This window comes from Bacillus sp. SRB3LM (genome assembly GCF_015712745.1).
Classification (GTDB): domain Bacteria; phylum Bacillota; class Bacilli; order Bacillales; family Bacillaceae_G; genus Bacillus_A; species Bacillus_A thuringiensis_K.
Window position 1 is genome coordinate 1 of the sequence record NZ_VWVQ01000107.1, and the last position, 2,876, is coordinate 2,876.

The window sequence follows — 2,876 nt, forward strand, 5'->3', positions numbered from 1 at the left end:
TTTCAATCCAAGCATATTCCGAATCCGTTTTTTGATAAATCGATAATCTTGCTCAATGATATTGTTTAAATATTTTTTTACACGAAGTGGTATAACATGCGGTATACATTTCTCTTCCTTTAGTTCACGTATTGCAACAAGATAGGCCTTATCTCCATCAGTAATTATTGAACGAGGCTTTGTGGCATGACAAGAAGCCAGGGCTTTCTTTAGAAAACACTTGGCAGCCTTCGCATCTCGTTTCCGACTTAAATAAAAATCGATCGTATTTCCTTCGGAATCGATTGCGCGATATAAGTACATCTTGTCTCCTTTGATGTATGTTTCATCCACTCGCCAAGAATTATTGATTAATTTCAAATGTGCTCGAATCCACTCATTTAATTCTGGTCCATATTGATGAATTCAACGGATAATAATTGTATGGGATAAGGAGAATCCTCGTTCTTCCATCATTCCACTAAATCATGAAGGCTTAAGTTTTACCGTAGGTACCAACGTACTGTTAGCAAAATAATATCTGATTGGTAATGTTTCCATTTGAATATATTTTCTTGTTCCATACTGGTCACACACCTTTTTAAGTAGTAGTATAATCTAGTTTGAAAGAATACTTTCAAACCATTTCGATTTTTTGCACCAGAACCTAGAAAATATCTCCAAAGATGTATCGTGTATTCATTACTTGGGGCCATTTTTTAACTTCGCAGCAAAGTCAATTTATTCGCTAGCTTCCATCACTTCAAAAGGTGTTTGCTTATCATCTAATGGTAGCGTGAATCTGCCATTACCAGGATTAGATACATACTGAAAACTCCCCGATTTCATCCAAGCTTTTTTCTCATTACCTCCTTTATATTCCAAAAAATTATAAAACATCTTACCTGTATTTGGATCTAATCCAGTCATAAAACTTCCTAGACCTATAGAATTATCTTCTGATGATCCATAAATTATATGGTCTATCGTATTGTCATAATTTAAATAAATGGAATCAAACAATGCATCACGTGCCCAATATTGTACGCCAGGTTCATTCGCTTTAGTTGATTTTATTCTAATCTCATCATTAGATTCGATGAACCCATCTGCTCCATCTTTATTCTCAAAAATAATAGGAGTTCCATTATCCGTCGAAGACTCAGCAAAAAGAACAAAATCATCTAAGCCCCAATGTTCAAATGTGACGCCACCTTTATCAGGTAAATTCTTATCTTTTAAATAGTATGGTGTATTATATTTCAATCTTTCTCCATTTTTTGTTACAGGGGCAGAATTATCTGCAGCTAATGCTGTTACTGGCAATGAGGCTGCAGCAATTGTTAAAGCTAGTACACTGGTTATCTTTTTTTTCATTTTTCACACGTTCCTTCCTTTTTTGCTGCCATAGGTGCATATCCTAGTATGTATGGAGCACCTACTGAATTTTGATGGTTTTCAAATCCACAATTACGATTTTGGGTTCTGATGCTAATATAGGTTCCATTTGAAATCTGTTATTTTTTCACACTGAATCTCCATCCGTTGTACATAGGATGGAGATTCAGTGTGAACATAGTTGTATTGTATTTTTTGCACCAGAACCCTTGAAATGAATCACTAATATAAAGGTGGTTCTATGCCTGTAAGAAAAATCATCGTCTTTTTCCTCTCCTTAAAATAGCATACACTAAAACATTCGCAGTGAACTTCCCATATCCTTCCAGGGATTTTGTACGTTTAGGTACATTCCCATCATAATTCCCTATAAGAATAATAGTAAATTTAATATTATACGTATCTTATATATGGATGAAAGGTGAAATAGGGTTTCAAAACATTAGTCTAACGTTGTAAGTAAATTGAAAAACTTCTTAAAGAATACCATTTCCTCATCTGTAAACTGATACATAGATTGAATAGTAGCCAAATCATGTTTGAGACCAACGACTTTTGAATTAGAGGCATATTCCAGCTCATCTAAGGCACCACTATTAGATAGTTTAATCATAAAATCTAGCATAGGTTTACTGGGAGCACCTATATTTGTATCCAAACTATATTGATATTTTGGTAAATTTAGTTTTGGACCATCTAAGGTATCCGCAAAAGCTTGCTGGGAAACAAGTGTACCATTCAACAATACCATACCGCCTACCAGTAAATTGGGTATACTTTTTTTCATAAATCAATCTCCTCACTTGATTTAATTAATAGAACATTTACTACTATATCATCTTTTTATTGATGAAAAGATAACTCAAAAACTTTGTGAGGTCCTTAACAAGAGTAGTGCTATTTCTTATTAGTTTAAAGTTTGCAATAACTCTAATACTGTAGCAAGTTCAGGAAAATGTAGGACAAAATCACCTGATTTCATTATGTTACCTCTATTACTATTTGTTTTTTAATAACTCATTCCATTTAATATGTAAAAACAATGGCTTTTACACTCATTTCCCTCCTTTATTCAAATGTTTCCTATAATATGTAGTAGGAATCACATTATTTAATACAGAATTTATTTTACCTTATATAAGGATTTTCAGCTTTATAATGTTTGTCTTTTACCAAAAGACAATATATTTCGTGTGAATATTAGGCAAGCAGTTGATATTTATCGTTTTTTAACAGAATACTCCTCCCTCACGCGTGTGAAGGGCACTAGCCTAATGGTAGGTGGGAGATGAATGTCAGTAGGCGTAAGCCTACATTTTTAGTATAACTATAGGCCATTTACAGCAATTTAGATGTATGTCGCGTGATGATATTATGGATTTTCATTTTGGGTGTTTTTGCCCACCCCCCCGAAAAGGGGGAATAAGGACAGTCATACTTCATTTTTCCAAGGAGTCTTCTCGTGTTAAGCTGGTTAGAATATCGTCTTTATTGATACT

At 33.8% G+C, this 2,876-nt stretch carries 2 protein-coding genes and 1 pseudogene; all 3 read right to left on the reverse strand.

All coding sequences use genetic code 11. The features are described 5' to 3' along the window. Positions 1 to 563: pseudogene (locus F3I02_RS32295) on the reverse strand (IS6 family transposase); the annotation flags it as partial. Between the two features lie 157 nt (positions 564 to 720). Next, on the reverse strand, positions 721 to 1,356 hold the full coding sequence (locus tag F3I02_RS32300; protein ID WP_196477898.1) for a hypothetical protein: 636 nt from the start codon (positions 1,354 to 1,356) through the stop codon (positions 721 to 723). A gap of 463 nt (positions 1,357 to 1,819) precedes the next feature. Beyond that, positions 1,820 to 2,164: a hypothetical protein gene (locus tag F3I02_RS32305; RefSeq protein WP_196477897.1), complete on the reverse strand. Its 345-nt coding sequence runs from the start codon at positions 2,162 to 2,164 to the stop codon at positions 1,820 to 1,822. Positions 2,165 to 2,876 lie beyond the last annotated feature (712 nt).

What these genes read in the sequence shown, in the direction of transcription:
- F3I02_RS32300 (WP_196477898.1), bottom strand. Translation starts at nt 1,356, where the DNA reads ATGAAAAAAAAGATAACCAGTGTACTAGCTTTAACAATTGCTGCAGCC.
- F3I02_RS32305 (WP_196477897.1), bottom strand. Translation starts at nt 2,164, where the DNA reads ATGAAAAAAAGTATACCCAATTTACTGGTAGGCGGTATGGTATTGTTG.